Below are 4,007 nucleotides of genomic sequence, written 5' to 3' on the forward strand. Positions count from 1 at the left end.
CGACGAGGAAATCCGTCAGGGCATGGCCAGCTTTGGCGGAGTGGACCGCCGTTTCGACTTCCGCCTGAAGACCGACCGTCTGGTACTGCTGAGCGACTACGCCCACCATCCCGCCGAGATAGCCCAGAGCGTGAAGTCCATCCGCGAACTCTACAGCGACCGGAAGATTACAGCCATCTTCCAGCCTCACCTCTATACGCGTACGCGCGATTTCTACAAAGACTTTGCCGACAGCCTTTCGTTGCTCGACGAAGTCATCCTGACCGAAATCTATCCGGCGCGCGAAGAGCCTATCCCCGGTGTCAGCAGCCAGCTCATCTACGACAACCTGCGACCGGGCATCGAAAAGTACATCTGCCCCAAGAAAGACCTGCTCAACTTCCTTGCGACGAAGAGCTTCCAGGTGGTCATCGTATTGGGTGCCGGCGACCTCGACAACTATATACCCGAGATAATCAAGATACTCCATTAATACCCAGGTTATGATAAAGCGTATTTTACTTTCCATCGTCCTGCTGCTCATCACAGCCTATCTGGTGATGGCCATCACAGCTTTCAACCGGAAGCCGGAAGGACAGGTGTGCCACGACATACAGCTCATCATTCAGGACACTGCCTATGCCGGATTCATCACCCAGAAGGAAGTAATCAGCATGCTTGAAAAGAAAGGCATCAGCCCCATCGGGAAGAAACTGGACCGCATACGCACTAAAACCGTAGAGAAAGAGTTGTCCAAGCATCCCCTTATCGACCGGGCCGAATGCTACAAGACACCCAGCGGCAAGCTGTGCGTTGAGGTCACCCAGCGCATTCCCGTATTGCGCGTCATGAGCGACAACGGCGAAAACTATTACCTGGACAACAAAGGAACCGTGATGCCTCCCCACGCCAAGTGCGTGGCGCACCTTGCCGTAGCTACCGGAAGTATAGAAAAGTCATTTGCCATGAGGGATTTATACAAGTTTGCTGTATTTTTGCAAAACAATTCCTTTTGGAATGCACAGGTCGAACAGATTCACGTACTGCCGGGCAGAAACGTCGAACTGGTGCCGCGGGTAGGCGACCACCTCATCTACCTCGGCCGGCTGGACAATTACGAGAACAAGCTGAAACGGGTCAAGACTTTCTACGAGAAGGCACTGAACCAGGTAGGCTGGAACAAATACTCCCGGATAAACGTTGAATTCGGGAATCAGATAATTTGTACGAAGAAATAAACTAAATACATCAAATATGGCAACAACAGATTTTATCGCCGCCATCGAGTTGAGTTCTTCCAAGATATCCGGCATCGCCGGCAAGAAGAACAGTGACGGAAGCATCCAGGTGTTGGCTTATGCACGCGAAGAGGCATCCCAGTTTATACACAAGGGAGTCATCTACAACATTGATAAGACAGCCCAGGCACTGACTTCCATCATCAACAAGCTGGAAAGCCAGCTCAACAACTCTATTGCCAAAGTGTATGTAGGCATCGGCGGACAGTCGCTACGCACAGTAGCAAATGCGGTAAGCCGTACGCTGGAAGAGGAGGGCATCATCTCGCAGGAACTCATCGACAGCATCTGCGACGAGAACCTCGAAGTCCCCTTAGCCGACATGAGCGTACTGGATGTCGCCCCGCAAGAGTATAAAATAGACAATACCCTACAGGCTGACCCCGTAGGAGTTACGGGAAAGCGTATTACCGGGCAGTTCCTGAACATCGTGGCACGGGCCACGCTCAAGAAGAACCTGGAGCACAGCTTCGAACAGGCCAAGATTGAAATAGCCGACCTGCTCATTTCGCCCCTCGTACTGGCCAAAGCCGTACTGACGGAAAACGAAATGCGGTCGGGTTGCGCACTGGTAGACTTCGGTGCCGACACCACTACCGTCTCTGTCTACAAGAACAACATCCTGCGCTACCTCAGCGTACTGCCCCTGGGCGGAAACAGCATCACGCGCGACATTACCACCCTACAGATGGAGGAAGAGGATGCCGAGAAGCTGAAACTGCAATACGGCGATGCCCTCTACGAGGAGGAAGAAGGAGCCGAAACGCCTGCCACCTGCCAGACAGAAGACGGACGTAGCATCGAACTGAACGTTCTGAACAACATCATCGGCGCACGTACCGAAGAAATACTGGCCAACGTATGGAACCAGCTGCAACTTTCCGGCTACGAGGACAAGCTCTTCTCCGGTGTCATCCTGACCGGCGGAGGCTCGAACCTGAAGCATCTGGAAGAGGCTTTCCGCAAACAGAGCAAGATGGAGAAGGTCAAGACTGCCCGATTCGTTCACGAGACCATTCACGGCTTCAGCGACGTACTGAAGAAGAACGGTACGCAGAATACACTGCTTGGCCTGCTGGCTGCCGGAAACGAAAACTGCTGCTTACAGGAGATTCCGCGCCCCGCGCAAACAGCAACCGCCAACAGCACAGCGGACATGTTCAGCAACGACGAAGAACTGAAGAAACAGGAAGAAGCAGCCCGAATCGCCAAGCTACAGCGCGAAAAGGAAGAGCGCGAACGCAAAGAACGCGAGCGCAAGGAAAAAGAACGGCTGGAGAAAGAAGCCAAAAAGAAGAAGAAAAAAGACGGTCCCAGCTGGTTCGAAAAAACCTTCAACAAGCTGTCCAACGAAATCTTCTCAGACGAGGACATGAAGTAATAAGGGTGATAACAAGAAACATTCATAGTTATGGAAGATATAGTACAATTCGATTTCCCGACCGATTCGCCGAAAATCATTAAAGTGATCGGTGTAGGAGGCGGAGGCGGCAATGCCGTCAACCACATGTACCGGGAAGGCATACACGACGTAGCTTTCGTGGTGTGCAACACCGACCGCAAGGCCCTCGAAGAGTCGCCCGTGCCCGTCAAACTGCAACTGGGGCACGAAGGCTTAGGAGCCGGCAACCGTCCGGCAAAGGCTAAGGAGGCAACCGAAGAAAGCATCAACGAAGTAAAAGACATGCTCAACGACGGTACGAAGATGGTCTTCATCACCGCCGGAATGGGTGGAGGAACAGGTACTGGAGCCGCCCCCACCATCGCCCGCATTGCCAAGGACATGGACATCCTGACCGTAGGTATCGTTACCATCCCCTTCCGCTGGGAGGGCGACAAGAAGATCGACCAGGCACTGGACGGTGTAGAGGAGATAAGCCAGCACGTCGATGCCCTGCTGGTGATCAACAACGAGAAACTGGGCGAAATCTACCCGGACCTCTCGGTGACGAGTGCCTTTGCCAAAGCCAACGACACACTGCTGATCGCCGCCAAAAGCATTGCCGAAATCATCACCATGCGAGGCATCATCAACCTCGACTTCAATGATGTGAAAACCGTGATGAAGGACGGTGGAGTGGCCATCATGAGTACCGGCTACGGCGAGGGAGAGAACCGCGTGAGCGAAGCCATCAAGAACGCGCAACACTCGCCGCTGCTGAACGAAAACGACATCTTCAACTCCAAGAAGGTATTGCTCAACATCTCGTACAGCGCCGAACACGAACTGATGATGAGCGAGATGGAAGAAGTGAAGGAATTCATGAACCGCTTCAACCGCGACTTCGAAACGAAATTCGGTATGGCCATAGACAACTCGCTCGAAGGAAAGGTGAAAATCACCCTGCTGGCTACCGGATTCGGTATACAGGACATTCACATGAAAGAGATGGACGAGCGCGTCAGCCAGCGTTCGGCCGAAGAACAACAACGCCTGGCCGAACTCGAAGAAGAGGAAGAACAGCGCCGTATGCGTCGCGAAAGCTACTACGGAAGCAATGCCAACAGCCGTAGCCAGCGTACGCGCCGCCGCCACATCTACATCTTCGCACCCGAGGACCTGGACAACGCCGACATCATCAGCATGGTAGAAAGCACGCCGACTTACCAGCGTGACAAGAGTACGCTGAACAGCATCAAGAGCAAAGCCGAAACTGCCGTGCAGCAGGCCACCGAGGCCGCACAGGAGACGGGAGGAAACGACGGAGGAATTATTACCTTCTGATGCCT

At 53.4% G+C, this 4,007-nt stretch carries 4 protein-coding genes; all 4 read left to right on the forward strand.

Features of this window, described 5'->3' with window-relative positions; genetic code table 11:
* Window positions 1-472, forward strand: a 472-nt coding sequence (locus tag QVP67_RS09800; RefSeq protein WP_288180093.1) for a glutamate ligase domain-containing protein, incomplete at its 5' end; no start/stop codon positions are given.
* Window positions 473-482: 10 nt separating this feature from the next.
* Window positions 483-1,217: a cell division protein FtsQ/DivIB gene (locus QVP67_RS09805; RefSeq protein ID WP_022163384.1), complete on the forward strand. Its 735-nt coding sequence runs from the start codon at window positions 483-485 to the stop codon at window positions 1,215-1,217.
* Window positions 1,218-1,233: 16 nt separating this feature from the next.
* Window positions 1,234-2,658: a cell division protein FtsA gene (gene ftsA / locus QVP67_RS09810; RefSeq protein ID WP_022163385.1), complete on the forward strand. Its 1,425-nt coding sequence runs from the start codon at window positions 1,234-1,236 to the stop codon at window positions 2,656-2,658.
* 30 nt (window positions 2,659-2,688) lie between these two features.
* The gene (gene ftsZ, locus QVP67_RS09815) at window positions 2,689-4,002 is read left to right on the forward strand and encodes a cell division protein FtsZ (RefSeq protein WP_022163386.1); all 1,314 of its coding nucleotides are present in this window, start codon (window positions 2,689-2,691) and stop codon (window positions 4,000-4,002) included.
* The last annotated feature ends 5 nt before the right edge of the window (window positions 4,003-4,007 follow it).

Origin of the sequence: Bacteroides sp. CAG:633 (assembly GCF_000435115.1) — a bacterium.
GTDB classification, from domain to species: domain Bacteria; phylum Bacteroidota; class Bacteroidia; order Bacteroidales; family Bacteroidaceae; genus Bacteroides; species Bacteroides ndongoniae.